The following is a 26,979-nucleotide window of genomic DNA, read 5'->3' on the forward strand; positions in this document are numbered from 1 at the left end:
AATTATCATTCGTATTTCCGCACGCCCATGCGAAGGATTGCAAAGGCGCCGTGCGCAAATCCCCATGCCCGAGGCCCGGCGGCGCGTAATGTCCGATTTCGACTGGAACGACCTGCGCGCTTTCCTGGCCGTCGCCCGGGCCGGACGGCTGACTGTGGCGGCCCAGCGCATGGGCGTCGATCATTCGACCCTCAGCCGACGCCTCTCCGCCCTGGAGGGCACCCTCGGCGCGCGCCTATTCGACCGCCGCCCGTCCGGCTTTGCCCTCACCAATGCGGGGGAGCGCCTGCTGGCGGATGCCGAGCGCATGGAGAGCCTGGCGATCGGCCTGCGCGCGCGGCTGGACGCGGACGCGCATCAGGTCGGCGGTACCGTTCGACTCGGCACGCCCGAGGCCTTCGGCACCTATTTCCTCGCCCCGCGCCTCGCCGAGCTCTGCACGGCCCAGCCGGCGCTGGAGGTCGAGCTGGTGGCCAACCCGCGCAGCTTCAGCCTGTCGAAGCGAGAAGCAGACCTCGCCATCGGCATGACCCGGCCCGAGACCGGGAGGCTCTATGCCCGCAAGCTGGTGGATTACGCGTTGGGCCTCTACGCGGCGCGGCGCTACGCCGAGGCCGCGGAGGCGATCCGGAGCGTGGACGACCTGCCGTGCCATCGCTGGGTCGGCTACGTCGAGGATCTGCTCTGGACGAGCGAGCTCAACTACCTGCCGCAGGTCTCGGCGGCGATCCACCCGCAGGCGCGGATCTCGAACGTCATCACCCAGCTGGAGGCGGTGCGCGGCGGCGCCGGCCTCGCCGTTCTGCCGCATTTCCTAGCGCGCGGTTGCCAGGACCTCGTGGCCGTCCTGCCCGAGGTGCACATCGTCCGGGCTTACTGGCTCATCGCCCACGCGGATACGCGTGATCTGCCGCGGGTCCGGCTGGTCTCGGACTTCCTGACCCGGCAGGCCGAGGCGGCCGGCAATGCCTTCTGGCTGGCGCCGCCGTAAAACTCGGGCCCGGACCATTCGAGAATTGCCGGATCAGGTCAGCCTGACGAGCTGGCCGCATCGTGGCGGTCGCCGAGGCCGGCAGCTTGGCCAAGGTCGCGGAGGCGCGGGGAAGGAACACTTCCGTGCTGTCGCGGCGCGTGAGTTCGTCGATGATGTGGCGTCAGCCATCAAGACTGAGTGGGTGCGATAAGCTGCCCCTGCCTGATGCACCCTGACGTCCGCTCGGAAGAAGCGACCACACGTTTCTACGGCAGGGTCAAGTCGGATGGGGAAGGTCAGCTTTCTGGCGGCAGGCGAGGGTCTGATTGCCACCTCATCCGGACCTTCGCCGGCGACATCGCCAAGATCCGCTTAAAATCACTCAAGGTATCTACCTGAGCTGCGCTGAACGTCCGCTTCCCCATAGCTTCCGCCCCGAAGCAGACAGTTCGCAAACGGCCAGATTTCGTCACGCCTGATCCCGTGGACGCACAAAACCAGACGTTCGGCTGTGCGCCCATCCCGGCCATTCGATGGGTTATCACGAGTTCCCACAAGCAGACGTTACCACCGACGTTCGGAGAGCGGCCTACGGGATGATCTAACGGTACGGAAGCGGCTGCCGACATGGCCGAACAGTCCTTCACCGTGTCTGTCCCGCGGCAATCCCGCCGAGTTCTAGAAGGATCTCAGATGTGTGCGATTTTGCGTTCCAAAAGGCAGAGACCACCCGATGGAACGCTTATGATTCTTGGTACGGACCGTTCCACAGGAGCGGGCCCTATTGGACCGATTTTGGTAGTGGGGTTCGGTGCACGAGCTTGCAGCAATCGCCTTGGAGGCGGGTGCAACGGCTGCAGCGGGTGGGAAGCGGGATTTGACGTAACGCTTGGAAGCGGACCTTCAACTCCGCTCCCGGCTCAGTCGTTCGGGGTGATGCAGTTGGTATTTTCAAGGATCGCCCTCGGTCAAACACCATTTGGCGCAGCTCGCTTTCGCGCAGTACCAGCAGGTGCTCGATAAGCTCTAGCTTAGAACGCCTTCAGATTTGAACCGCTATAAGTGTGTGATCTATAACACGTTTTCGCCTTGCTCAAGGATCTGTGAACGGTGATCACTGGGGCGTTGCGCCGTTCAAGGCGCGTGTCAGCGTGATCTATGTCTTACCGTTCCTCGCTCCTCGCCGTCCTTCTCGCCACCACCACCCTCGCTGGGAATGCGAGCGCGCAGGACGGGACCATCCAGCTCAACGAGATCTCAGTCGACGCGGCAGGACCCGGCAGCTCTGCCCCGGGACCGATGGGCTCCGGCGGCCTCAACCTCAGTGCGGGCGACGGCGGCACGGCCGCGACCAGCGGCGGTGGCGGTGGTCCGTCCGGCATCACCGGCTACACCGCCCGCGTGACGACTGCGGGAACGAAGACCAACACGCCAATCATCGAGACGCCGCAATCGATCTCCGTCGTCACCCGGGAGCAGCTCAACGACCGCAACGTCCAGACCCTGAGCGATGCGATCAACTACGTCCCCGGCGCCATATCGGCCCGGTCGGGCTTCGATCCGCGCTTCGACCAGATCTTCATCCGCGGCTTCGACGTGCTCACCAACCAGGGCACCTACCGCGACGGCCTGCGCGTAATCGGCAGCGGGTTCATCTTCCCGCGCATCGAGCCCTACGGCGCGGAGGCCGTGACCATCCTACGCGGGCCGTCCGCCGGTCTCTACGGCCTCGGCTCGCCGGGCGGCATCCTCGACATCACGAGCAAGCGCCCGGTTTTCGTGCCATTCGGCGAGGTCCAGTTCCAGGCCGGTAGCTTCGACCGCGTCCAGGGCAACTTCGACTTCGGTGGCCCAGTCGAGGGCTCGGGCGGTACCATGGCCTACAGGCTGACCGGCATCCGTCGCGAGGCCGGCACCTTCATCGGCCTCGGCACCAACGACGACCGGTTCAACATCGCGCCCGCCTTTACCTGGAAACCCGATGCCGCCACGACGTTCACGTTCCTGAGTGAGTTTCAAACGACCAACACGCCAGCCACGACGTTCTACTACAACTACCCAGGTTTCCGGGCGAGCCCGTACTATATGGGCGACCCGCGCTTCGCCGGTCTCGACCAGACGCAGTATCGGGTCGGCTACGCCTTCGAGCATTTCATCACGCCCGATTTGGTCTTCCGCCAGAACTTCCGGCACTACGGCGTCTTCCTCAGCGGGAAGTACGTCGATATCAACGGCATAAACGACGCAAACACGATCGGCACGCGCGACACCGGCTACATCCGCGAAGGCTTGGTGCAGCAGACGCTGGACAACCAGTTGGAGGCGCGCTTCGCCACCGGCCCGATCGCTCACACCGTGGTCGGGGGCGTCGACTATGCGCGGTACAGCTTGAGCCAGCGCCTCGGCTTTGGCCTAGCCCCGGACCTGAACCTCATCACGCGGAACTACGGCCAACAATTCATCGCCACGCCGACTCTCGGGTCCGCCGCGCGCCAGACACAGAGGCAGATCGGCGTCTATCTGCAGGATCAGGCTAAGTTCGGCGACTTCATCCTCACCCTGAACGGACGCCACGATTGGGTCTTCCAGGACAATTTCGCCACCCCCGACAGTGCAGTCTCAAGCCAGAACAACAGCGCGTTCACGGGCCGGGTCGGACTGGGTTACGTCCTAGCGCCGGGCCTCGTGCCCTATGCCAGCTACGCCACGACCTTCACCCCGCAGGTGGGCCTCGATCGGAACGGACAGGCGTTCAAGCCGGCGACCGGTGATCAGATCGAGGCAGGCGTGAAGTACCTGATCCCCGGCACCAACATCCAAACCGCGTTCGCCGGCTTCGACATCACCCAGTCGAACATCCTGATCCCCGACGCGTCCTCCCTCGCGTTCCAGACCGCCGGCGGTGCCGTGCGCTCGAAGGGCTTCGAGGCCGAGGCGACCGCCAACCTCGCGCCGGGAACAAACCTGACCATCGCCTACACACACGTCGACATCCGGTTCGTGAACTCAGTGTCTTCGACCGGTCAGTCGCTCGCCGGCAACCTCGTCTCGGGCATCCCCCAGGATACCTACGCGTCGTTCCTGACCTACGCGTTCCCGCCGTCTTCGCCTCTGCGCGGCCTCCAGATCGGCGGTGGCATCCGCTACATCGGTGCGAGCTACGCGGATGATCAGAACACGGTGCGCAACACTGCCGTCACGCTCTACGACGCCTTGGTCGCCTACGACTTCGCGGCTCTCGATCCGAAGTACAAGGGCTTCCGCGCGCAGCTCAACGGCTACAACATCTTCGATCGGAACTACCAGACCTGCTCGTTTGGGTTCTGCAATCGCAACCAGCCGGCGACGGTCATCGGCAGCCTGATCTACCGGTGGTGAGAGGCTCCACCTCCAGCGGCTGGGTATTCGAGTGCCGAACCGTTACACCAGCACGACGACCGCGGCGCGCCGCATGGCGGGCTGCGGCTGAGACGACACGGGCGTGAGAGGGTGCCGTGCACGAGATCGACCTGACCCCGACTTACCAGGACACCCTTCGTCTCGCGCAGCTCCGGAAGCAGGCCAAGCGCCTCGGACTGAAGTTGTCGAAGTCGCGCTGGCGTCAGTCTTATATTCGGAACCGCGGCGGCCTGATCCTCTTCAATAGCCGGGACGAGGTCGTCGCAGGGGACGGCTACAGTCTCAATCTGGCGGCGGCTGAGAGGATCTTGTCCGTCATGGCGGATCAAATGCCCTCTTCGACGCCACGATCAATGGAACGTATGGGGTCGGCATAGAAAGCTTTGCTCAATAAGCGCCCCAGTGCCGGTAAGCAGACCTTTCCGAGGTCCTAGAAGGGTCGAAAGCAGACTCTGTACTCTACGCGGGAAAGATATGTAGCATCGTGCCGATCACGCCAAGCGCACATATGCCGATTAGAGCCGCTGTGATGTACAATAGCATCCAGCTTTCACTTTTGATGGGCGAGTGGATGTCGTCGTCAGGATCGTCAAACCAATCTGTCACGTGGTCATATCATGTCGGGCAAGTTGGAGAGCGGCTTATGTACGCTATGCAATGAGGACATAAACCTAGAAGCTTCTTCCGGTCTGCCCGTGACCCCCGAGCGATCTGCTTGATCGTCTACGACGAGCTCGCCATCGGCGTGACGACGTGCATAAAGCTCGCCAGGCCAGCGCTCCGCACCGGGTGGAAGGGTTTAGCCTGTGCTTCGCAGTATCGTTTCAGGTGAAGGCTCGCCTCGTGGCTGACACAGCTCACGGGGAACACCGCTAGATCCGCTTGCCCAACCAGCCCCGCCAGAAGGCACAGGTTGTCCTCGATACCTCCGTCATGGTTGAGCAGCCTGCCGCCCCTGGCCTCCACGAAGCGGCGGAGATTGGCCACCTGACGCCGCCGGCCGCCAACATAGAGGATGACCTGTCCGTCTAGCCGTCCCGATGTTTGGCTATCGGCTGTATCCACGCTCGGCACATCCAGAGCCGCTTCGAGGGCAGCCAGTTCCCTTTCGGCAACTGATCGGCGGGCTATCTCCGTGGCTAGATCAGCGCTGAGGCGTTCGGCTGCGCCAGCCAGCACCGCAAGCCGCTCCTCCAACGCGGTCGCATGCGCGATCTCCCGGGCCAGCCGCACCTCCAGGCCGCGCGTGGACGGTGGCTCGATGGTCGTAGTAGCCGGGATGGGACGCTCGGTTTCGATCGTCCGGGTGCGCTTCCTGAGATCGTCGCGCTCGCGCATGAGCGCCATGATGCGCTCGTCCCGTGCCGCGAGCGCTTCATCGCGTCGGCCCAACTCCTCTTCGAGATGGCGCAGGCGGCGGATGTCGGCCCGGTTCGACTGACCGACGAGGTGCGAGAGCATGTGCACTTCGCCGAAGATTTCCTGCACGAGTGGCCAGTCGGTGGCTGGGTGGGTGATCGCTGCCCAATAGGCGCCAGGGATAGCCCCACGCTCCAGCGAGGACTTCCAGAGCGCCCGAACCGCGTCAGCGGTGCGCGCCTCGGCAAAGCGTTCGATCTCCCGCTCGTGCCGCCGGTCCAGGGTCTTTTGCAGCAGACGGCCACCCCCGTCCTTGCGACCGGCTATCTGGACGATCTCTCCGTGCAGGTGGTGCTCACTGATCGTCCGAGCGTCGGCACGCCCAAGCTTGGCCAGGATCGCGCGGGCTTCAGAGTTGGTCAGGCAGGTGCCTACGATCGAGCAGTGCAGGTTCTCGGCAAGCTCCCAGATCCGGTCCCGCGGTTTATCCGCCGAGTCGGGTTTAGGCGGCGGCACGAACGGCGGACGGGTGACGGAAGCGAGGGCGCGCAGCGCTGGACCGTCGAGGTGAGCGATTGGCGGCATCGGCGTCTCGGCAGTCGTTATATCCATTCGGATATAACACTCTGTCCAAAAACAATCGGCTTGCCTAGGGGGAGGTCACAGCCGGCAGGTCGTCTGCGGTTCGCTCGGGAGCAGCGATCCGATCTAGGAAGGGCGCGGCCGCCCGGTCGGCAGCACGCTCGATCGCCCTGTAATGCGCGACCAGATCGACTCCGAGTGTAGACAAGCGTGCCCCGCCTCCCGCCTTACCGCCAATCTGCGCCTCGACTACCGGCTGCCCGAAACCGCTGTTCATCGCCTCAATGAGCATCCATGCCCGCCGGTAGGACATGCCGAGCGCCCGCCCGGCTGCGCTGATCGAGCCGTGCTCGGCAACCATCTCCAGGAGTTGCACTTTACCGGGGCCGATACGATTGTCGGGCCCAACGTCGATACGAATGCTCAGGCTTGCCATCGGGTCTCTCCCTCGCCTCATGCCACGAACCAACGCGTCGACCGGTGGAGCAGTCGCGAACGCAGCGCAATCGATGGCTTTCGGCGATATATTCTGCTTGATATAGCGCTGCTGGCACATCCGACGTCGAGGACCGCTTCCGCATGCGCAGTTTGATCCGCTCCGGCCTCATCGCCGCCTTGTTCCTCACCGTTGGAGCAGCCCAAGCGGCCGAGACCACGACGGTGTTCGGAGCAGCCAGCCTCAAGAACGCTCTCGATGATGCCGGCAAGGCATTCACAGCACAATCTGGGATCGAGATCCGGGCAAGCTACGCGGCGTCCTCTGCCCTCGCCCGGCAGATCGAGGCCGGAGCGCCGGCCGATCTGTTCGCCTCGGCCGACCTCGAATGGATGGACTACCTCGCCAAGAAGAACCTCATCCGTCCGGACACGCGGGTGAGCCTGCTCGGCAACCGCCTCGTCCTGATTGCGCCGCGCGACGCCAAGGAGAACACGGTTGCCTTCACGCCGGAGGGCTTCGCCAAAGCGCTCGGTCCCGATGGGCGGCTGGCCACAGGCGAGGTCAACTCGGTACCGATCGGCAAGTACGCCAAGACCGCTTTCGAGAAGCTCGGCCTATGGGGAAGTATTCAACCTCGTCTGGCCATGAGCGACAACGTCCGAGCGGCCCTGGCTCTGGTCTCGCGCGGGGAGGCGCCTCTCGGCGTCGTCTACGAGAGCGACGCGAAGTCGGATCCCGGCGTGAAGGTCGTCGGCATATTTCCGGCGGACAGCCACCCGCCCGTGGTGTACCCGTTCGCCGTCACCACGGACGCGAAGGGCGACGGGGCGAAGCGCTTCCTGGACTACCTCCGGAGCGCAGCGGCCAAGCCGTTCTTTGAGGCTCAGGGCTTCAGCGTCATCGACGGTGGCAAGAACTAGCTAGCCTGAAAAGGGCCAGGAAGGCGGACACCGTGAAGATCAGCGCACGCAACATCATCAAAGGCACCGTGACCGCGATCGAGAAGGGCGCCACCACGGCGCACGTCAAGATCGAGATCATGCCCGGCCAGGTCGTCACCGCCGCCGTGACGAACGAGGCCGTCGACAGCCTCAACCTCACGGTCGGCGGTCCCGCCTACGCTGTGATCAAGGCGTCCGACGTCATGGTTGCGGTCGACTGATGAAGCCTGGATCCCGCGTCCTTCTCACCGTCGCATCGGTGGTCTGCTGCATCCGTCCGGCGGCGGCTGAGGAGCCACCGGCCTGCGCGAGCTTCGCATGGTCGGTTGCACGGGATCGTGCTGCGTTCACGGCACCCGACTTGGCCGAGCTCGCATCTGGATCGGCTTTGCTGGGCGGGGCGGGGGCCGCGCAGATGTCATTGAAGCCGGCGGCAGAGGTAACACTGCCGGTTCAGTCCGAGAGGGCGGCGAAGCCGGGGACGTTCGCGGGCTTCATCACGGCCACGGTGCCATCCGCCGGCACCTATCAACTGACGCTGTCGGAGGATGCCTGGATCGACGTCAGTCAGGATGGGCGTACGACGCTTAAGCCCGAACGCATCAGCGGTAAGGCCGGCTGCCCGGAGGTCCGCAAGAGCCTGCGTTTCGCACTCGACGCCGGCCCGGTGACAATTGAGATCGGCCGCGCGCCGAGCCAGCAGATCAAACTCAATCTGCTCCAAGCGGAGTAGCCGCGTCGGCCGCTCGTCCTGACCGCCTTACGGCCCGCTGATCGGTTCGAGTTCGTGGCGGGCGAGGATCGCCTGTCCCTTCTCGGAGACGAGGAACAGGGCAAGGCGCATCGCGTCCGGATTGTCGGAGATCAGCGCCATGGCGTAGGTCGCCGGCACCGACAGGCTGGACGGCAATTGCACGACGCTGAGGCCGGGTACCTCTTTCGTCGTGTCGCCCTGACCGCTGCAATAGTACAGCAGAGCATCGGCGTTGTTTCCGAGGAAGACCGTAGCGGCGGGGCTGCGGCCCGCGACCGGCACCATCGTGTTGGGCGAGCCGAGCAGCCTCAGCGCCTTCTTCTCCAGCACAGCCTTGGCGCCGGGATGCTCGGCCTCAGCCCGGTCGAACACGGCAAAGGCGTAGTCGCCACCGGGATCGGCGCCGGGCGTCGAGGTCGCGAGCCGTAGGTCGGGCTTGAGCAAGCGATCGATGAGGTTGTCGGCCGTCAGGCCGTGGTCGGCGTGGGCGTACACGCACAACCTGTTGCGGGCGAACGGCACGACGTCCCTGGCTATGCCCGCCGCGGCGAGGCGCCGGGGGCCGGCAAGATCGGCGGACAGGTAGAGGTCTGCCTTCTCACCGGCCTCGATCCGCTGGCGCAACAGACCGGCCGGCCCGAAGGTCGGCGGCGCTACTGTTTCAACGGGCAGGCCCGAGGCGGCGATCACGTCCTTGAGCGCAGCCACGAGACTGCCAGCAGCATAGACCTGCATCGGCTCAGCCCACGCTCCGCCTGTAGATGACAGCGTGAGGCAGCCGAGGAGAGCTAATTGCCGAAGGATGCGCGAGGGTATGGTGAGACGGGTGGCGGGCAATGATGCCTCCAGACGGCTAGAGCAGGGCTATATCTGTTCGGATATAGCCCAAAGCCTGGCAGGATCACCCCTGGCACATGCGTTTCAGGCATCCAGTCGAGGCGTCAGTCGTCGGTCTCGAAATCACCCGGTTGCGGCGGGGCGATCGGCGTGAAGAGGGTCCGGTCTGGCTTGAGGTCGAGGAGTGGTGTGCCATCGAGGCAATCGAGGCCCCTGACCGTCAGGATGTTGCCCTCGATGGCGACGAGCGTGGCGATCGATGTTCCGATTGGGTTCGGCCGTACGGGCGAGCGAAGAGCAAAGGTGCCGCGCGTGCTCCCATTGTTGGCCGGGCTCTGCCGCACAAGATCTCGTCGGGAAGCATCGAGCCAGTACAGCACCTCAATCCGAGCGAATTTTGCTAGCCCGTCTAGCGCTGCGCCCCAAGGTTCAAACAGCTCGATACGGCAGATCGGACCATCCGACCTGCCTTGTCGTGGGCAAGCGAGACGATCGGTCCAGGGGGTGTGGATACGACCGATGTAGACCAATCCGGCGTCATCGGCTGCAGGTGCCGCGACTGCGACTTCGCCAGTTCTAATTTCGTTGAGGCGCACCATGGACGGTCTTCTCCCATGGACATCAGGCTCACGCCACTAGGTTAAAACCAGCTGCGTAACACTGAACAGCGCGAAGGGAATTTGCGTCCGATTGCACGATCGTTGGCCATGGGCCGGCGCTCGCGGTGTCCAGCTCCCCCGCAATGCACCGACCCTCACACGACCGCCCGACCGAGGCTCCACGGGCGGGCGGCAGGGAACTGGCCTGCGTCCGCCTGTCGTCGCGTACTCACACCGCCGCACGTCTTGCGGCGTCGCGAACGCCTCGAATGTGCAGTCAGAAGAGAGGGCTTTCATAACCATCCTGACGTCGATGTCATCCACAGGGTGCCTTCAGCCGAACCGGAACCGGCTGACGTTGTCGCCGTTGACCGGCCAGATTGGATCTGTTCTAATTCGCAACAAGACGGATCGACCATCGAGTAGGGACACCGACATGGCCAACGCGCACTGCGAGAGCTGCAAGTTTTTCGACGAGCACAAAGGTAACGGCGCTTCCGCTCAGGGTGATGCCGGCCTGTGCCGCTTCAACCCGCCGATCAGCCAGCCGGCGCCGGAGGCGAAGGGCTTGTGGCCGGTGGTTTCGTCCGAGGACTGGTGTGGTCACTTCACCGCAGAGATGACTGCGGCCGAGTAAACCGTTCTCGTCGCATCCCTCATGGGAACGCGGGGGCCAGCCTTCGGGCTGGCTTTTTTATTGCTGTGTCGTCTCGACTGCCGATCGATAGAGCCGATCGGATGCTCGGCACAAAGCCGAATTTCTCGTCGAGCTGATGCTGTCCAAGCTGCCATGTTTTAGCGCGGCAGTTCCAATGCTCTTGCTCTATTGGAACGCTGCACTCCGCGCTCGCTTTAGGGCGAAATAGCAGGGTGCGGTTTCCACCCCAGACCGATCCTGCCGAATGGCAGACGTACGCTCGCTCTGCCGGGGAAGGCTGTCAACGGTCATGGCGGCAGGGTCGGGTCGGTAGGAGGTCGTCCGCTTTTCCCGACAAAACGGCTTCGAAGCAGACCGGCCGGTTTCAGCCAGACCTAGAAACATGGGTATGCGCGACCGTACGAGGTACGAAGAGACCCTGTAGTCGCTTCCATCGCAGGGCCCTTTGATTGCAAATTCGAATTAGATGCCAGGGCTCGCGCATCATGTGTGAACCCGGCTACGACTTGCCGATGCCCGATCGTGGAGGGCGCAGGTAGCTCGCATGCCCGACACCCACCCGCTGATCCAGCGTCCAGGCCTGCGGGGCGCGCGTCCGCTCGCCGGGCTGCCCAGTTCGCCGCTTGCCTACGCCCTGCTCGCCCTGGCCTTGACGGCGGTCGGGTGGAACTTCGTGGCCGGCGATGCCGCTCGTCGCGAACGGTTGCACCGCCGAGAGTTGATCGGCCACAGCGAGCGCCTGCTCTCGACGATGAAGGATTTGGAGACCGGCATGCGCGGCTACGCGCTCACCGGCAAGCCCGAGTACCTCGAACCCTATGCCGATGCTCTCGGCCGCATCCCCGGTGAGAGCGCCTTCCTCGACAATCTCGACGGTGGCTCTTCCGATCCAGCGATCGCGGCACTCGCTCCCGTGCGCAAGCTGATCGGCGATGAGGCGGTGTTCTCCGACCGGGTCGTGATCGCGCGGCGTGACCAGGGGTTCGACAGCGCAGAAGCCCTGATCGAGACCGGCGCGGGCAAGCGCCTGATGGATGCGATCCGTGCCGCCACCGCGACGGCCAACCGATCCGCCGCGGAGGCGTCGGCGGAGAACGACCGTCGCGACAGCTTGCGCTACACTGCTCTGACGGCGTTCAGCCTGCTTTGCGCGACCCTCGCGATCGTGCTGCTGGTCCGCCTCACGATAGTACGGCGCCGCGAGAGCCAACGCAGCAGCGGGCTGTTCGAGGGCGTGCTCGCCAATGCCCCGGTCGGGCTGGGCTTCCTCGACGGCGGGTTTAACATCCGTCACATGAACCGCGCCCTGGCGACGATGAGCGAGCGCGGCTTCGGCGCGGATCTCGGCGCACCGATCTGGACGCTTCTCCCTAAGCTGGAAGATCAGCTCACCCCGCTGCTGGAGGCAGCGCGCGACCACGGCCTCGTCAGCGCTGACGTGCCGGTCAGCGTGGCGAGCGAGAGCGCGCCGGGCGGGATGCGCCACTTCCGCATGAGCTTCTACCCGCTGAGCCAGGATGAAGGGTCGGCTGTGGCCACCGGCGTCGGCCTCGTCGTGGCGGACGTAACTACGGCCGTCCTGTCCGAGGCCCAGGTCCGAGCGGGCGAAGCGCTGCTGCGGAGCGTTCTCGACACACTGCCGGTGGGCGTGCTCATCGCCGACGCGCCGTCCGGACGGATCACCGGCCACAACGCCCGCGCCGAGACGATCCTCGGGCACGGGGTGCTGCCCGCGCAACCCGGCGAGGGACCGGCCCGCTGGGTCGGCTTCCACGAGAATGGCCGGCCGGTCGAGCCGAGCGAGTGGCCGCTGATCCAGGTGGTGCGCGCCGGCGAGCCACAGTCCGAGCTGGAGGTCGACTATCAGCGCGGCGACGGTGCCCGCGCCTGGGTCGGCTTCGCCGGCGCGCCGATGCGGGATGCCGAAGGCGAGCTCATCGGCGCTGTCGTGGTGGTGTCCGACATCGACGCGCGCAAGCGCTCCGAGCACGTCCTCGCGGCGGCGAAGGACGCCGCCGAGGAGGCCAACCGCGCCAAGTCCGAGTTTCTGGCGAACATGAGCCACGAGCTGCGCACCCCGCTGTCGGCGGTGATCGGCTACTCGGAGATGCTGCAGGAGGAGATGGAGGACGCCGGCCAGGCGGACCTGCTGCCCGATATGAAGAAGATCGAGGCGAACGCGCGCCACTTGCTCGGGCTGATCAACGACGTGCTCGATCTGTCGAAGATCGAGGCCGAGCGCATGGAGGTGTACCCGGAAAGTATCGACGTCGCCGCGACCGTGCGCGACGTCGCCGCCACGGTGGAAGCCCTGGTGGAGAAGAAGGGCAACGCCCTGGTCCTCGACATCGCGGACGGGCTTGGCGGTGCGTACACGGACGCGACCAAGCTGCGCCAGTGCCTGATCAACCTGCTGAGCAACGCGGCAAAGTTCACGGAAGGCGGGGAAATTAGGCTGTCGGCACGCCGGCAGACGGACGCCGAGGGTGATCGGCTGGTGTTCGCGGTGGCCGACACCGGCATCGGCATGAGCGAGGAGCAGGCGTCACGCTTGTTCCAGCGCTTCAGTCAGGCCGACGCCTCGACCACGCGGCGCTTCGGCGGCACGGGGCTCGGGTTGGCGATCACCCGGGCGTTCGCGCACATGCTCGGCGGCGACATCGCGGTCGAGAGCCGTCAGGGTGAAGGTACGACCTTCAAGGCCGCACTTGGCCTTGAACCACTGCCGGTCCTCGTCGACCAGGGAGACGAGGGCGATCGGGACGGAGAACAGATCGCGCGCCAGACGGCAGACGGCATCGAAGTGCGCCTCGTTCGGCGTGTCCATGATCGCGAGATGGTGCAGCGCGGCCAACCGGTCCGTTTCGTTGGATGCAATCGCAACCATTTATTCACCCACCTATCGGTTTGGGGGCGAAGACCACCCAAGTCGATGCGCGCCAGGGTTGTAGCGACAAGTTTTTAATGAACTATTCTCGGCAAGCTGCTCCCTTTTGATGGCGGTAGCTCTATAGCGTTGGGCGTATGCCCGCAGGTCTGCTCTCAAACGTTAAGATAACTTCCGATGATCGCCCCAAGCCAGATTAACCCGATGGCTGACGAACGGCTACTTTGAAGAAACGGCGATGACGGTCAAAGCAGCTAGGTCGGTCTGGTTCAGGACTGTCCGCTTTTGCGTTGGACCGGCTCCGAAGCAGACTAGCCGCTTTCGGCCATTCGAAGACGCCGCCTCGGCCGGCTGAACGTCTCAAGTGGGTGGATTACTGCCTGGCCACTTTCGAGCAGTAAAAACATCCGGTGAAAACATCAGAGCGAACGTCCCCATCGCACCCGCTCGCAATTCAACTCGGGTGTAGGCAGGTCAACCAACTTGCGGCAAGATACCCCTTGTCACAGCACTCAGTTCGGCATCGACCTCGAAGAAGCATAAGCTGATATCGCGCGCCCCAGCCTCGGTAATGCATGCCTTCAGCCCAGCATCTCCGACCTCGGCTTGCCCCTGTAATTCAAAAAATATACTCCGACGTAATAATCGATGTCGTTTTATTTAAGCCAATATTTTCGAAATAAGCCGTCAATTGATGAAACATGCTCAGCCATACCCCTCAATTCCTCTGGAGAGGCGCTTTTATGTTGATCGTTTGGGATGTAGGTGATGATTAAGATCGCAGCTCATCCTTGCGTTTGGCTCAAGAAAGCGCTGGTGGGTAGCACGCGCCACGGCTGCTTTACACTCCGCGCTTAAGTTGCCAGGCGGCCAACGAACGACCGCGTTCGGTAAGCGCAGTTGGTAACTTGGGCGGCTGCCATGGGTCGCAAGCGGGATAGCTGCTTATGGTAAATTTCCACCTGTCTGCTGTCAGGTGGCGGTGATCAGGGACAGACATAGCCCCTGCGTCCGCGCACGGCCTGGCAGAAGACATTGCGATCTGGCATTGCTACGGGTCGGCCTCCTGACAAAGAGGACGAGCACATGCTTCGTGGACGCTGTCACTGTAACTCGATCCAGTTCGAAATGCCGGATCAGGCCGTAGCAAGTTCCGTGTGCTACTGCGGCGATTGTCGGAAGCAGTCAGGAAGTCCCATAGTGGCATGGGCCATGGTGCCTGAAGAAGCTGTGTCGGTCACGGGTGAGCCGAAGGTCTACAACTCGTCTCTCGATGGGCGGCGATCGTTCTGCGGGTCATGCGGAACTGGCCTGTTCTTCTCGAATGCACCACTCCAGCAGATGGGGATGATGCAGGTCAGGGTCGCAGTGCTCGACGATCCCGAGGCGATCGCCCCGCAGATGCAGGTGCAGACGGCGGAACGCGTGAAGTGGGTGACATCCCTGCACGAACTACCGGCATTCGAGCGTTTTCCGGGTTGAGCAAGGATCGCATATCACGCCACTCGGAAGCGTTAGAGGGCCGACGAATGGCTGCTTACGGGAACCGAGATCGGGGTTCCCAGCGGCTGCCATGGGTGGCGAGCCGAAGGGCCGCTCGGGTGAAAAGCGGCTTGCCTGCTTTCGGTCGGAAAATGTGAACAGCCGACGTTCAGCTGACGACTTGGTTGAAAGTAAAGCTGAGCGGACATTTTCTTGCGATCGGCGTACGAGGCGTTCGTTCGTTTGCGGTCGGCGCGGAATGAAGCTTGCGCCGTCCTTAATGCTTCAGCCCTCTGCACCGCGGTCCGGCGCCGCCGTTTTGGGCGGCATCATTCGGGCTTCGATCTTGACGTCCGATCGCAGACGCCGTGCGATCGCTTGTCCGAAAAACTCGGTCGTGCGACGCACCCGGGCTGGAACGATCCGGCGCTTCGGCCAGACGAGGTTGACGTCTCTCGTCGCAACCATGAACTCGTCCAAGACGGTGACGATGTCGGGTCGGGAGAGATCGTCTACGAGCGAGGCGTTGGTGAATAGGCCGATGCCGACGCCGGCCAGTACGCCGGCCCGGATCGTCTCGATACTGTTCGACGTTAGGTTGCCGTGGACGCGCACGCTGTAGGGTCGATCGGGTCCAACAAACGGCCAATCGGCAGCCTCGTGCATTCCGCCGTAGACCAAACAATTATGATCGACGAGGTCCGTTGGCTCTAACGGTCGTCCGTGTTTTTCGAAATATCCGCGGGACCCGGCGCATACCAGTGACGTGGCCGAGATCCGTTTGACGATGACATCGAGCTGCTCGACCGATCCGATGCGGATGGCCAGATCGACACGGTCCGCGAGCATGTCACGAACGGTATCCGACAGAATGAGGTCGACGCGAAGTTCTGGATAGAGTGACAGCAACTCGGGGACGAGCGGAACGACATGCAAGCGTCCAAACGTTGACGGCGCGCTGACACGGATCGAGCCCGAGATCTTCGAGGCGCTGGTCGTCAATTCATTGTCAGCGTCGTCCAGCCCCTCAATCAGTAGCTTCGTGCGGTCGTAATATTTCTGTCCTTGATCGGTCAGTGTCACGTTACGCGTACTGCGATTGAGAAGAGCAACGCCAAGGCGTTTTTCGAGCGCCGCGATGGCCTTGCTGATCCCCGGCTGCGCTTCACCGTTGCGGCGGGCCGCCGCCGAGAATCCTCCGGCTTCGGCCACGGCGATGAAGGCGGCCAACTCGCGGAAGCGGTCCATGCCCATTCTCCTCGGGAATAGATCCTATGGAATTTCCGATCATTATCAACGGAAGTCACATGCCTCACTGATCGGCAGCCATTGGGGAAGCGAGCTAGGCGGCGAAGCTGACCATCCAACAAAGGGCACCGACCATGACTCATGCTTCCTTATCTCGCCCCGATCCGACGTCCCCTTCCACCTACGACCTAAGCGGCAAACGAGTCGTCGTCGTAGGCGGCAAGACTGGGATCGGCCTCGGCATCGCAAAGGCCGCCCACAGGGCCGGCGCGGCCGTGACGGTCGCCAGTCGGCGCAGCGTCTCGGCCGCGGAGAGGCCGGACCTCGCCGAATTCGAGCAGATCAGCCTCGATATCCGCGATGAGACGGCGGTGCGCGCCGCCTTCGAGACCATCGGCAGCCTCGATCATCTCGTTGTCACGGCGGGACCCGAATTGGGATCCTGGGGCGCGTTCATGGACGAGGACATGCGCGGCCTGCGCAGCTACCTCGAAGGCAAGTTCCTCGGCTCCTGGACGTGCGCGCGACATGCCGCGCCGCGCCTGCCGCCCGGCGGCTCGATCACCCTCCTCACGGGCGGCACCGCTGCGAAGCCGAAGCGCGGCCTGACCGCTGTCATGGCTACCTTTGCCGCCGTCGAGGCCATGTCGCGCTCGCTCGCTCTGGAACTGGGGCCGGTCCGGGTCAACACAATCCGTCCCGGCTACGTCGATACCGGGCTTTGGGACGCTCTACCTGAAGCGGAACGCGCGGACCTCCGCGAGAAGGTCCGCGCGAACTTCCCGGCGCGCCACGTCGGCACGATTGCCGATATCGGTCATGCCGCCGTCTTCCTGATGACCAACCCCTACGTCACGGGCAGCCTGCTCGAGGTCTCCGGCGGCGAGCTTCTGGTCGACTGGCTTTTCTGAGCAGCCATCGCCGCGTCCCGTTTCGCGCCGCCCTGGAAAACCGGAGACCGTCAGCATGGCACATCGTATCCGCATGCATCGGACCGGCGGACCCGAGGTTCTGCACTACGAAGAATTTAACGTCGGCGAGCCGGCACAGGGGCAGGTCCGCCTCGTCCAAGAGGCAGCCGGGGTTAATTTCGTCGATACCCAGTTCCGCGACGGCATCTATCCCGCGACGCTTCCGCTGACGCTGGGCGTGGAAGGTGCCGGGATCATCGACGCGGTCGGGTCGGGCGTCACCGAACTTCAAGTCGGCGATCGTGTCGGCTACTGGCTCGCGTTCGGCAGCTACGCCAACATGCGCCTCATCGATGCAGACAGACTGGTGAAGCTCCCGGATGGTATATCGAGTGAGCAGGCCGCCTCGATCTTCACGAAGGGCCTCTCGGCTTGGGCCATGGTCAAGCGCGCCCATGTCGTCCAGCCCGGCGAAACGGTACTCGTCCATGCCGCCGCCGGTGGCGTCGGCTCCCTCGCCGCGTCATGGGCGCAGGCCCTCGGAGCCAGAGTGATCGCCACCGTAGGCAATCCGGCCAAGGCAATCTGGTTGCGCAAACGCGGCATCGAGACGGTGCTGAACGCCAGCGACATTGACCTCGCCGCGCAGGTTGTGGCCCTGACCGGCGGCAGGGGCGTCGATGTGGTCTATGAGTTGGTCGGCGCCGCGACCTTCGAGAAATCGATCGCCGCGCTGAGGCCCGGTGGGGAGCTTGTCCATTTTGGCAACGCCTCCGGCCCGCCGCGCATTGACCCGGCAGCCCTGGCGGATCGAGCAATCGCTTATACCAAACCGGATACCGCCGATTTCGTGACCAGCCGCGCAGTCTTATTAGGGGCCAGCACCGAGCTCTGGTCCGCTCTGGCGGCCGGCATACTCGAGCTTCCGTCTGTCACCAGCTACCCGCTGTTCGAGGCTCGGCGTGCGCATGAGGATATCAGGGCGCGAAGTGTCATCGGATCTATGGTGTTGGCCGTTTGAGTGTCGGTGGACTCCCCGAGGTTTACGTCGCCTTCCCGCCACTCGATACGCTGTCAATTTCTGCCAACTGCCGGACTGTGTTTACCACCCGGTCGAGTGGTTTGCAGTCCGTCCGCGGACGGTCGTACGTGGTTCGAAACGGACATCGCAGATGTCTGGTCTAGGAGCGCTTCATGCCAATCGAACATGTCACGATCCGGACGCGCGATGGCGATTGCCCTTCGCACGTCGTGATCCCCGCCAGCGGTGGACCATGGCCCGCGGTGATTTTTTACATGGACGCCGGTGGTATCAGGCCGGCGATGCTCGACATGGCGCAGCAGTTCGCTGACGCTGGCTACATCGTTCTGCTGCCGGACCTCTTCTACCGTTACGGACCCTACGGGCCATTCGTGCCCAAGGAGGTGTTCGCGGGTGACTTTCGCGCAATCCTTGGACCGCTGATGGCCACAACCAGCGCCTTGAAGGCCGCTGAAGATGCGGAAGCCCTGCTCGCTTACCTCGACACGCGTGACGACGTCGGAGGTCGCAAGGTCGGGGTGGTGGGCTTCTGCATGGGCGGCGGCATGGCCCTGGCCACAGCGGGAACCTACCCGGAGCGGTTCGCGGCAGCCGCAAGCTTTCACGGGGGCAACCTCGCGACCGATGCGCCGACGAGCCCCCACCTATTCGCGCCGAAGCTGAAGGCGGAGGTCTACATTGGCGCGGCGGAGAACGATGGCAGCTATCCGCCCGCGATGGCCGAGCAGCTTGAGAGATCTCTGACGGAGGCCGGCGTACGCTATACATCGCAAACGTATCCGGCCGCGCACGGTTGGATGATGCCGGACTTTCCGGTCTACGATCACGCCGCCGCAGAGCGTGGCTGGAGCGCAATGCTCGCGCTCTTCGGCCGGACCCTGCCCGGCGGCGAAAGATAACGCGTGGCCCTGGTCCAACGTCTTCTTACTCGTCAGGCAGTGAAATGGTCTGAACGGCGAGATCGGGTCGGTAGAAGATCGTCTGCTTTCCCGGCAGCCTTGCCCCGAAGCAGACAAACCGCAATCCGCCAGATCCAGTCCCGCAGGGTTGTGCCTTTTAATGACCGGGGTGGGTGCAGGCTGTGTGAAAACGCAGGCGCGTTCCGGAATCGCAGATCAATCTTCTCTGCGCGAGGCATCCCTGCCCTCCAAATGGCGGCCTTGAAGACAGTAGGGTGCCCTTTCCGATATCGGGCAGGGAGCCGGAGAGAAGGTCCTTCTACCGCCTCCACGTTTTCACACAGCGTCGGTGGGAAGCGGACCTTCGCACTCCATTCGGAAGCGGACTTTCCGCATGCGACCGGCATACCGGGGGCGCCAAGGGCACCAGCACCCTCATCAGTAGGGTTAGGCAGCGCGTTACCCCCTGGTCTATCGGCCGGGTTCTTCCGACGCGGGTCTCGCCACGGTACGTCTGGCCACCACGCCGAGCGTCGAGCCCTGCACGATGATGGTGAACAGGACCACCGCGTAGGTCGCCGCAAGGATGATGGGCTTGGCGTCGCTCTCCGGGATCGAGAGGGCCAGCGCCACCGAGATGCCGCCGCGTACGCCGGCCCAGGTCAGGAAAGGCACGTTCTTGGCCGACAGGTTCCCGCCCCAGCGGAACACCAGCAAGGGCGCCGAGACCGCGAGCAGGCGGGCGACGAGCACGATGGGGACGGCCGCCGCCGCGAGGACGACGGTGTCGACCCTGAAGCGCAGGACCAGCACCTCCAGGCCGATAAGCAGGAACAGCACCGAGTTCAGCACCTCGTCGATCAGGGTCCACAGGGCGGAGACGTAACCCTGGGTGCGCTCGCTCATGGCATCACGCGGAGCCCTGTCGTCGACGAGCAGCCCGGCCGCGACCACCGCAAGGGGGCCGCTGATGTGGAGCTTTTGGGCCAGGGCGTAGGTGCCCGTCACGAGGGCCAGGGTGATCAGGACCTCGACGGGGAAATCGTCGATGGTCCGCATGGCGCGGTAGGCGACGTAGCCGGTCACGCCGCCGAGGAGCAGGCCGCCCCCCGCCTCCTGCACCAGCAGGCGGGCGATCCCGGCGGGGCCGGATGCCTCGCCGCCGATGCCGGCCGCGAAGCCGAGGAGGACGGTGAACAGGACGATGCCGACGCCGTCGTTGAACAGCGCCTCGCCCTGCATCTCGATCTCCAAGGCCGGGGGCACCTTCACGTTCTTCAAGGTGGCCAGTACCGCCACCGGATCGGTCGGACTGATCAGCGAACCGAACACCAGCGCCCACGGCAGGGTGACCGGCAGGCCGATGCCCTGCGCCACGGCCCAGAAGGCGCAGCCCACCACGGCCGTCGAGATGACGGTACCGACCAGCGCGAGCGTGGCGACCGGCCAGGCCCGGTCGCGCAGGGCGCCGAGGTCGAGGGTCATGGCGCCTGCGAACAGCAGGAACGCCAGCATCCCGTTCATCACCACGTCGGTGAAGTCGATCTGCCTCAGCACGTCACTCAGGGCGCCGTAGAGGTTTTGGCCGGGGAAGGCGACGTCGAGGAGCACCAGAAGCAGCGATGCCACGAGCCCCATCACCAGCAGGCCGATGCCGTGCGGCATGTGGACGAAGCGCCGGTTGATCCAGCCGAACAGGGCCGACAGGGTCAGGAGAAGGGCGGTGAGATCGAAGATCGAGAGCACACGGCTTCCTTGTCCAGCGTCACCCATGAGAACGAGCGGCGGTTGTGACGTTCAGGAGCGTCACTTTTGGATGGCGAACGGAAGTTGATCGGCGGCCATAAAGCGGACGTTCGACCTCGCGCGGCTAGGGGTGAACCCGGTCGGCAGCAGGTGCGTGTCACCGATCAAGGCAACGGCCAGAGCCGCGAGGGTGGCCGCGACGCCGAGGCCCACCGTCACGGTCGAGGCCAGGCACTGGAGGGGACGGCGACGCGCACGCTGGGGCGGACCTTGGTTGCCGGCAGGCCCGCCGTGGGAGCCGCGCCTCGTCCACCCGTCCTTCAGCGTCGCTTGGATCGCCCCGCTTTCACGAGCGCGGCCGCGGCCAAGACACCGCCAAGCGCCAACCCGACCGTGAGGCCGGGGTGCATGGCCGCCGTGGTCGCGAGCGCAGTCTCGCCCGGGTAGCGTGACGAAGTGCGGCGTGACAGCAGGTGATCGTAAAGCTGCGTGAAGGCGCGATCGATCGCGCGGGTCTCGACGAGCGTGCGATCCAAGAGCTTGACGGCTTTGGCATGTCCGAGCGCGTGTGCGGCCCTCCGCAGCGTGCCATACCTGGCGATGTAGAAATGCGCCGCGACTTGACCGTACTCGATGTTGATGAGGTCGCGGTCGGCGGCGTCCCCATGCTTGGCTATTTCCGCTTCGTTGAGATCGCAGATGCCCTGCATGGCGGGATCGTTTCTGGGGTCGGGCCTGACGCCGATCGAGTCGAAAACCTCCTTTAACCGCTCTAGCTGAACGATGTTCTGTTTCGATCCGGCCTCCAGCATCTGTTTCAGCTTCGGCAGCGTCGCCGTCTTGTTGTTGCGCGTCGCCTGCGCCGCCCCCTGCCGATGGGCTCCGTGGAGAAGGTCTAACCCTTCCTCGAAAAGTCGCCGGTTCCCTGACATCATTCCTTACCTCGTGTTCGCCGTCTTGAACTCAGAGTCTGTCTGGCAACTCTGGCCGCCCTCGTCGTTCAATTGATGCGATCGACTACGGTATCCAACGCAGTAAGCGCCCGGGTCGGCCTCAAGATCCGTCTCGGCCTTCTGCAGGCGGCAGGTATCTACGGGCGCCGATTGGAACTGGGGTGCCGACACGCGGTTTCGGCGGTCGCTCAAGAAACACCCGAAAACCCACCTGTGTGATGGCCAGGACATGCCCGCCACACAATCCACACGGCTTGAAGCACTTGCTCGCCAGCGATGTCTGTATTTTCAACTGCTCATTTCACATCCGTCAGGTAGCTTTCCGTCGGACCCGGTCGCTCGGGATCGTACAGTTTGCCCGAAAGCAGACCTTCCGAATTACCGAGTCGGTCGTGGGCGGAAACGTTCGGTAGCCGATCCCCTTTGGGACACATGGGGAATGCCCGGAGCGCGAGTTCAGACGGTCCGTTGTCGAGCCTGGAAACGGCAAGGCTAATTAAAGCGGTCGTTCGCGGGATGGGCCATGTGAAGCGCAACCAGAGCAGGTCAGCGCGATCAGCGCAGCCTCGAAATGCCGCGCTCTAGGTTAGCTTTAAAGCGCTGCTTCATTTCCGCGGCGATAAAAGAGCGGACCATGGACCGGATCCCGAGAGGATGCGGCAAGCTCGGCCGATATGCTTGACTATCCGGGGATGACCGCAGGCTCTGGGGTGCAAGAAGCCCTTTCAAGGCGCATCCTCCCCGGCCGTTTCAAGGATCACGCGCGCCGTCTCGGCAGGTTGATCCCAATGCGGGAAGTGGCTGCAGCGTTCGAACCAGTGCAGCCGGGCCGACGGGAAGGCTACCTGGGCGCGTGCAGCCTGGCGTGGCAGCAGCAGGTGGTCCTGGCGGCCCCAGCCGATGGTGACCCGGCCAGGCGTCTTTGCCGAGCCCTGCTGCAACGGTCCGCGTGCCAGCTCGCGCAGCATCGCATCGAACACCGGTGTGGCCGCCAGGCTCCGCAGCTCCTCTTCGACAAGCTGCGGTGGTAGCACCCACGGACGGGCCGACAGTTGAGCCAGCAACACCGTACGGGTGACGGCATGGCGCGACAGGCCGGGATGGAAGGGCCGCAGCAGCCGCACCAGGCGTATCGATGCCGCGAGCGTCCAGTGTAACCAGCGCGTTTCCCACCCGCGCCAGAAACCGCCGGGATCGAGCGCCACGCAGTGCCGACCGATGCCCCGCCGCGCCAGCTCCAGCACCAGCCGGCCCCCCACCGAACTGCCGACAAGGTCCGCCGTCGTCAGGCCATGGGACTGCACGAAGCCGGCTAGGGCGTCTGCATAAGCCTCCACCGTCTGTCGGCCCGCGAGCGGGGCCGATTTGCCATGTCCCGGCAGGTCGACCAAGATCAGTTCGCGCGAGCCGTGCAATGCGCTCAAGAGCGGATCCCAGGTGCGGAGATTGGCCCCCAGCCCATGGACCATCAGTAGCGGCCGGCCCGTGCCGAGGCGTTCGAAATGTAGGGACATGACGGCATTGTCCTTCAATTTTCGCCCTGCAATACGAACACTGGTCCGTTGCAGATTTCGTCAGGCCGAGAGTGCCAGTCAGGTCCGCGGGCCGCTCATATCGGACGCATCGAGGTCGAGTGACCCGCCGCGGCATTCGGTGAACCTGCACAGGTGATCAGAACATGAACCCATGGCCGGGTTGGCGCTTGCCGAGCCAGCATCGTCGTGCGCGGTCCGTGCGATCACGCCGGCTCCAAACGGTCGACGGACGGAGACTTGACGGCACGGAGCCATCCAGCCCCCGGGAACTTCTCACCATCGTCTTCAGTCCTTTGCGATCGGCTCCCAGATCCGGAACCTGAGGGCTTCGATCACGACCGTCTACGTCAGGATGGCGCCGCCGCGGTCGATGTGCGTGTTGCACACCACCGCATCGTCGGTTCAATCGGAGACGGAGGGGCCCTCGAACTCACAGGCGTGCGACCGGGCGACATCAATCAGCATGTCGCCCCCCCTGGCTGTCCGATGTCGATCATGTCGCGCCTAGGCCGGAACGTGATCAATGCTCGCGGTATCCTCGGACGCCACGCCATTCTTGCTGTGGCGGAAATCGCTCAGCGCCTGGTAGACCCGAAGCCGTGCGCGCATCACGGAACCAAGCGGCCGGTGAGCCGTGAGACTATGGGCAGGACGGAAGGTCATCACCTCGTCGAAGTAGCGCACGCGGGCCGCGCTGTAGGCATCCTGGCGGGGCAGCCGCAGCGTCGCGGCCGTACGGTAGGGGCTGATGGAGACCGGCCAGTCGACCGAGGCATCCTCGATGGGTTGGCTCTCGGCGTCGGCCCAGATCTGGGCCCTCAACTCGAACACCACCTCGTGGTCGCGGAAGAAGGCGACCGTGGCATGGCGGAAGCCGTCCTCGTCCTGATGCGGATCGAGCCGCCACTCGGATAGGGCACGCTGGCTTTCCGTCGCCGGAACGACCCCGAGCTTGGCCACGTAATCGCCGTAGCGGACCGGCGCCTGGCTGAAGTAGCTGTCGGCGAGGGGGTGGCTGTAGGGATGGCCGAAGAAGTCGGCCAGCGCGCTCTCCGTCCCGAAGGCGTGCAGCGCGCGATTGAGGTTGCGCATCGTCGACGAGACCGCGCTCTTCACCCCTTCCGGCAACCCCGTGGACTTCCCGATGACGGTGCCGTCCCGCAGGAAGCCGGCCGCTGTGCCCGAGGGAAACGTGGTGCCCGTCGCGAGTACGAAGTCCTGGGTGTCGACGGCGTGGCCGGGCAGCTTCTCGCCGGGCACGTCGAACACCTTGATGGACATGCCGCGGTGGGTCGAGACCCGGTCGCCAAGGGTCTCGCCCGGCCCCTGAGCGAAGCGAACCGCCACGGGGTGGGTGCCGGGCGTGGCGAACAGCCCTTGGGCCAGTTCGGGCGGCAGGCCGGCGGCAATCGTCAACTCGCCGGTGACGCAGGCCGAGCTCTTCGCGTGGCTGGCACGCACGGCATGGTGCTCGCGTGCCTCGACGGTCTCCGATTGCTGCGTCATGCCGTTGATGATGCCGTCAATCGTCTTCTGCTCGTCCGGATCGGGCTTCTCGACGTCGGGTGCGTATCGAAGGTAGGTCATGTTCTTCCTCACGGGGATCGGGGAACTGAAGCGGGCCGCGGCAGGAAAGAGCGCAGCGGGTTCGGGGTTCGACGGGTTGAATCGGAAACGGAATCCTGTTCCGAAAACCGAGGGTGCCGGGGGCCATTCTCGACCCAGGACGACTTCGCATCCGTCGAAAGTCTGCGTTCGGCTGCTGGCCGAGCGGGGTTCAAACCGGAGGCGACAGCCCGAGCGTTGCCTCAGGGTAGACGTCTGACCCTCCCGCAAAGGGCGACCATCGCGTCACCTCAGATACCGGCGTACCAGGCGTAGCCCTGGTCCTCCCAGTATCCCCCCTTGCCATTGCCGAGGCTGGCGAAGCTCTCTACCACCTCGATGCGCATCACGTATTTCGCCTGCTTGTAGCCGAGGTTGCGTTCCACGCGCAGCCGCAGCGGTGCGCCGTTCGACACGGGAAGCGCCTCTCCGTTCATGTCGTAGGCGAGGATGGTCTGCGGGTGGAACGCGTCCACGAGATCAATGCTTTCATAATACCGGACCGGCGATCCGCCGCTGGCCGCGTCATCATCCGACGCCTGCTGGCCACCTGAATCCTTCCTGCTTTCCCCGCTACCCGATTGCTTGGTCATGCTCGGGTTGGCATTGCCGGCGGGGGCCTTGTCGGCCTCCTCCCCGTCTCCCCCGCCTTCGAGTGCGTTGCCCTGATCCATGGTGTCGGCGCAGTGGAACACCACGTAGCGCGCCTCCGATTTCAGCTTGGCCCGGGACAGGAGGTCGGAGAGCGGCACCCCGGTCCACTTGCCGATGGCGCTCCAGCCCTCGACGCAATCGTGCCGGGTGATCTGGGTGCGGGCGGGAAGCTTGCGGAGCTCGGCCAGGGACAGCTTGAAGGGCGCCTCCACGAGGCCGTCGACTTCCAGGTGGTACTTGGCGAACTTAGACTTCACGAGGGCCTTGTAGGCCTTGTCCGGCGGGTCCTCGGTGCCGTTCGGCTTGAACCACGGCGAGATGTCGGCCTCGGCGTATTCCGGGGCCAGCGCCCGGTCGGTGAGTAACAGGCGCTGGACGAACAGGTTGGCGTCCTCGCCGGTCTTGAGGGTGCGCCGGAACCACTCCGAGTTGCCGAGGCGGTCGCAACCGCCCAGCATGGCCGCCGCGGCCGTGGCGGAGGCCCCCGTCAGGAGGGCGCGTCGGCTGGGTAATCTGCTCATGGCCGGGGCTCACCCGTGGCGGCGGTGGGCTCGACCTTGCGCTCGATCACGAACCAGCCGGTGAGCATGCCGCGCATGTTGTTCCAGAAGCCAGAGAGCAGGACGAGGGCGACGTGAACGACCACGAACAAGACCAGCAGGGCCGCCACGACGAAGTGGACCGTGCGCGCCGACTGGCGCCCGTCGAACAGCGTCAGCAGGTACGGGAAGGCAGCGTCCATCGCCGGGGACATCGCGAGCCCGGCCAGCACCTGCACCGGCAGCAACACGAACAGCACCACGAGGTAGGTCAGCTTCTGGATGACGTTGTAGCGCTTGGCCTCGTCGCCCTGCGGGAAGCGCAGCGTCAGGTGCTCCCGGATCGACGCGCCGAAATGCCGGATCTGGTCGCGCGACGGGATCACGCGGAACCGAAGCTGTCCGCTGACTAGCCCATAAAGCAGGTAGGCGAGCCCATTCAGGACGAAGGCCCATGCGAAGAAGAAGTGCCAGGAGCGGCCGCCGGTGAGGTCCTGGTCGCTCGGCAGGGTCGACCAGGCCGGGAAGCCGCGGTCGGCAGCCTCGCCATTGGAGCCGACCGATGAGCCGAGCCAGCCCGTCGTGTCGAAGCCGTGACCGAACACCGTCGTTACGCCCTTGGGCGGGTCGTCCTCGGTCGAGGACATCGCCATCAGCGGCGTGTCGAAGGTCGAGACGCCGCCCCAGTAAAGGGCCGGGTGGGCGTTGAAGATTTGCAGGCCGCTCATCAGCAGGACCAGGAGGCAGACCGCGTTCACCCAGTGCGTGATGCGGATGACGACGGGATGCCGGAACATCCATCGGCGACGCTCGACCTCATCAGTCTCTGGCGCTGATCGGGTGAGATAGGTTCGGGCCAAGCGGTCTTCCTTGAAATCGTGGCCGGCAGGGCGGAGGTCCCTTCATCGGGACCTCCGGGACTGTCAGGCGCTTGAAA

The 26,979-nt window shown here is 64.5% G+C and carries 23 protein-coding genes; 12 read left to right on the top strand and 11 right to left on the bottom strand.

The window, feature by feature from the left end; genetic code table 11:
• Positions 1–88 precede the first annotated feature (88 nt).
• The 3 genes from MKK88_RS10475 (at position 89) to MKK88_RS10485 (ending at position 4,749) form a co-directional block, all read left to right on the top strand.
• Positions 89–991, top strand: a complete 903-nt coding sequence (locus MKK88_RS10475) for a LysR family transcriptional regulator (RefSeq protein ID WP_243999395.1) — start codon at positions 89–91, stop codon at positions 989–991.
• 1,140 nt (positions 992–2,131) lie between these two features.
• A complete protein-coding gene (locus tag MKK88_RS10480) occupies positions 2,132–4,351 on the top strand; it encodes a TonB-dependent siderophore receptor (RefSeq protein WP_243999397.1) in 2,220 nt (739 codons plus the stop codon).
• A gap of 116 nt (positions 4,352–4,467) precedes the next feature.
• Positions 4,468–4,749, top strand: a complete 282-nt coding sequence (locus tag MKK88_RS10485; protein WP_243999399.1) for a hypothetical protein — start codon at positions 4,468–4,470, stop codon at positions 4,747–4,749.
• Positions 4,750–5,095: 346 nt separating this feature from the next.
• On the opposite strand, the gene MKK88_RS10490 is transcribed toward MKK88_RS10485, so the two are convergent.
• Together MKK88_RS10490 and MKK88_RS10495 are read right to left on the bottom strand one after the other, a co-directional pair.
• Positions 5,096–6,316, bottom strand: a complete 1,221-nt coding sequence (locus MKK88_RS10490; RefSeq protein WP_243999400.1) for a DUF2325 domain-containing protein — start codon at positions 6,314–6,316, stop codon at positions 5,096–5,098.
• 64 nt (positions 6,317–6,380) lie between these two features.
• Positions 6,381–6,749 carry a winged helix-turn-helix domain-containing protein gene (locus MKK88_RS10495; protein WP_147939990.1) on the bottom strand — a complete coding sequence of 123 codons (369 nt, stop codon included), beginning with the start codon at positions 6,747–6,749 and terminating at the stop codon, positions 6,381–6,383.
• A 143-nt stretch (positions 6,750–6,892) separates the two neighbouring features.
• On the opposite strand from MKK88_RS10495, the gene modA reads away from it, so the two are divergent.
• The 3 genes from modA to MKK88_RS10510 all read left to right on the top strand — a co-directional run bounded on the left by modA (position 6,893) and on the right by MKK88_RS10510 (position 8,426).
• Positions 6,893–7,672: a molybdate ABC transporter substrate-binding protein gene (gene modA / locus MKK88_RS10500; protein WP_243999402.1), complete on the top strand. Its 780-nt coding sequence runs from the start codon at positions 6,893–6,895 to the stop codon at positions 7,670–7,672.
• A gap of 32 nt (positions 7,673–7,704) precedes the next feature.
• Complete coding sequence (locus MKK88_RS10505; RefSeq protein WP_147939988.1) at positions 7,705–7,914, top strand: molybdopterin-binding protein; 210 nt, start codon at positions 7,705–7,707, stop codon at positions 7,912–7,914.
• Positions 7,915–8,054: 140 nt separating this feature from the next.
• Positions 8,055–8,426 carry a hypothetical protein gene (locus MKK88_RS10510; protein ID WP_243999404.1) on the top strand — a complete coding sequence of 124 codons (372 nt, stop codon included), beginning with the start codon at positions 8,055–8,057 and terminating at the stop codon, positions 8,424–8,426.
• 27 nt (positions 8,427–8,453) lie between these two features.
• Here MKK88_RS10510 and MKK88_RS10515 read toward each other — a convergent pair whose 3' ends face one another.
• Together MKK88_RS10515 and tsaA are read right to left on the bottom strand one after the other, a co-directional pair.
• Positions 8,454–9,182 carry a substrate-binding domain-containing protein gene (locus MKK88_RS10515; RefSeq protein ID WP_243999405.1) on the bottom strand — a complete coding sequence of 243 codons (729 nt, stop codon included), beginning with the start codon at positions 9,180–9,182 and terminating at the stop codon, positions 8,454–8,456.
• A gap of 206 nt (positions 9,183–9,388) precedes the next feature.
• Entirely contained in the window at positions 9,389–9,883 is a 495-nt protein-coding gene (gene tsaA / locus MKK88_RS10520) for a tRNA (N6-threonylcarbamoyladenosine(37)-N6)-methyltransferase TrmO (RefSeq protein WP_243999406.1), read from the bottom strand.
• A 436-nt stretch (positions 9,884–10,319) separates the two neighbouring features.
• Here tsaA and MKK88_RS10525 point away from each other — a divergent pair, with 436 nt between their 5' ends.
• From MKK88_RS10525 to MKK88_RS10535, 3 genes are all read left to right on the top strand, one after another.
• Positions 10,320–10,520 carry a hypothetical protein gene (locus MKK88_RS10525; RefSeq protein ID WP_147940008.1) on the top strand — a complete coding sequence of 67 codons (201 nt, stop codon included), beginning with the start codon at positions 10,320–10,322 and terminating at the stop codon, positions 10,518–10,520.
• A 565-nt stretch (positions 10,521–11,085) separates the two neighbouring features.
• Entirely contained in the window at positions 11,086–13,506 is a 2,421-nt protein-coding gene (locus MKK88_RS10530) for an ATP-binding protein (RefSeq protein ID WP_243999408.1), read from the top strand.
• A gap of 1,050 nt (positions 13,507–14,556) precedes the next feature.
• Entirely contained in the window at positions 14,557–14,910 is a 354-nt protein-coding gene (locus tag MKK88_RS10535; RefSeq protein ID WP_279602218.1) for a GFA family protein, read from the top strand.
• 285 nt (positions 14,911–15,195) lie between these two features.
• Here the strand turns inward: MKK88_RS10535 and MKK88_RS10540 are convergent, their stop codons facing one another.
• Positions 15,196–16,158, bottom strand: a complete 963-nt coding sequence (locus MKK88_RS10540) for a LysR family transcriptional regulator (RefSeq protein WP_243999411.1) — start codon at positions 16,156–16,158, stop codon at positions 15,196–15,198.
• 134 nt (positions 16,159–16,292) lie between these two features.
• Here MKK88_RS10540 and MKK88_RS10545 point away from each other — a divergent pair, with 134 nt between their 5' ends.
• The 3 genes from MKK88_RS10545 to MKK88_RS10555 all read left to right on the top strand — a co-directional run bounded on the left by MKK88_RS10545 (position 16,293) and on the right by MKK88_RS10555 (position 19,010).
• Positions 16,293–17,069 (top strand): SDR family oxidoreductase, encoded by a 777-nt coding sequence (locus tag MKK88_RS10545; RefSeq protein ID WP_243999413.1) that lies wholly within the window; start codon positions 16,293–16,295, stop codon positions 17,067–17,069.
• Between the two features lie 55 nt (positions 17,070–17,124).
• Positions 17,125–18,090 (top strand): quinone oxidoreductase family protein, encoded by a 966-nt coding sequence (locus tag MKK88_RS10550; RefSeq protein WP_243999415.1) that lies wholly within the window; start codon positions 17,125–17,127, stop codon positions 18,088–18,090.
• Positions 18,091–18,263: 173 nt separating this feature from the next.
• Complete coding sequence (locus MKK88_RS10555) at positions 18,264–19,010, top strand: dienelactone hydrolase family protein (protein WP_243999417.1); 747 nt, start codon at positions 18,264–18,266, stop codon at positions 19,008–19,010.
• Positions 19,011–19,481: 471 nt separating this feature from the next.
• Here the strand turns inward: MKK88_RS10555 and MKK88_RS10560 are convergent, their stop codons facing one another.
• The 6 genes from MKK88_RS10560 to MKK88_RS10585 all read right to left on the bottom strand — a co-directional run bounded on the left by MKK88_RS10560 (position 19,482) and on the right by MKK88_RS10585 (position 26,839).
• Positions 19,482–20,756 (bottom strand): cation:proton antiporter, encoded by a 1,275-nt coding sequence (locus MKK88_RS10560; RefSeq protein ID WP_243999419.1) that lies wholly within the window; start codon positions 20,754–20,756, stop codon positions 19,482–19,484.
• 320 nt (positions 20,757–21,076) lie between these two features.
• On the bottom strand, positions 21,077–21,691 hold the full coding sequence (locus MKK88_RS10565; protein WP_243999421.1) for a DUF892 family protein: 615 nt from the start codon (positions 21,689–21,691) through the stop codon (positions 21,077–21,079).
• A 743-nt stretch (positions 21,692–22,434) separates the two neighbouring features.
• Positions 22,435–23,223 (bottom strand): alpha/beta fold hydrolase, encoded by a 789-nt coding sequence (locus MKK88_RS10570; protein ID WP_243999423.1) that lies wholly within the window; start codon positions 23,221–23,223, stop codon positions 22,435–22,437.
• Positions 23,224–23,748: 525 nt separating this feature from the next.
• Positions 23,749–24,831, bottom strand: a complete 1,083-nt coding sequence (locus tag MKK88_RS10575; protein WP_243999425.1) for a catalase family protein — start codon at positions 24,829–24,831, stop codon at positions 23,749–23,751.
• 269 nt (positions 24,832–25,100) lie between these two features.
• Positions 25,101–26,024 (bottom strand): molybdopterin-dependent oxidoreductase, encoded by a 924-nt coding sequence (locus MKK88_RS10580; protein WP_243999426.1) that lies wholly within the window; start codon positions 26,022–26,024, stop codon positions 25,101–25,103.
• Positions 26,021–26,839 (bottom strand): cytochrome b/b6 domain-containing protein, encoded by an 819-nt coding sequence (locus tag MKK88_RS10585; RefSeq protein WP_243999428.1) that lies wholly within the window; start codon positions 26,837–26,839, stop codon positions 26,021–26,023. Before MKK88_RS10585 ends, MKK88_RS10580 begins: the two co-directional genes overlap by 4 nt.
• Positions 26,840–26,979 lie beyond the last annotated feature (140 nt).

The organism is Methylobacterium sp. E-005 (assembly GCF_022829725.1).
Taxonomy (GTDB): Bacteria; Pseudomonadota; Alphaproteobacteria; order Rhizobiales; family Beijerinckiaceae; genus Methylobacterium.